This is a genomic window from Ruegeria sp. MALMAid1280 (assembly GCF_049195285.1).
Lineage (GTDB): Bacteria > Pseudomonadota > Alphaproteobacteria > Rhodobacterales > Rhodobacteraceae > Ruegeria.
On sequence record NZ_JBMIRT010000003.1, the window covers coordinates 1 to 347 of the forward strand.

General features: G+C 51.6%; 1 protein-coding gene. It reads right to left on the reverse strand.

Features of this window, described 5'->3' with window-relative positions; genetic code table 11:
- Positions 1 to 347, reverse strand: a 347-nt coding sequence (locus ACOQFT_RS00015) for a DDE-type integrase/transposase/recombinase (RefSeq protein ID WP_421596030.1), incomplete at both ends; no start/stop codon positions are given.

Sequence of the window (347 nt, forward strand, 5' to 3'; positions counted from 1 at the left end):
TGTGAATTGACCTTTGCGGATCATGTTGACCAATTCGATACCGGCTAGGGCAGATGCGGCTGAAGCGAAAGATTTGAAGCCCAGCATGGGTCTGATCCTTCGTTTGATGAAGCGGTGATCCTGTTCAATGATGTTGTTGAGGTATTTCCGCCTGACCATATCGATCAGGAACGGGCAACCAAAGCTCTTGAGCATCTTGTTGATCGCCTTGATGCCAGCTGTGTTGGCACCACTTTTGTCGATGACAATCTTGCGTGGCAATCCGTTCACCTTGAGAGCGCGGGCGAAGAACCTCGTCGCAGCGGCTTTATTCCGGCGCTCGGACAACATGAAATCCAGGGTCTTGC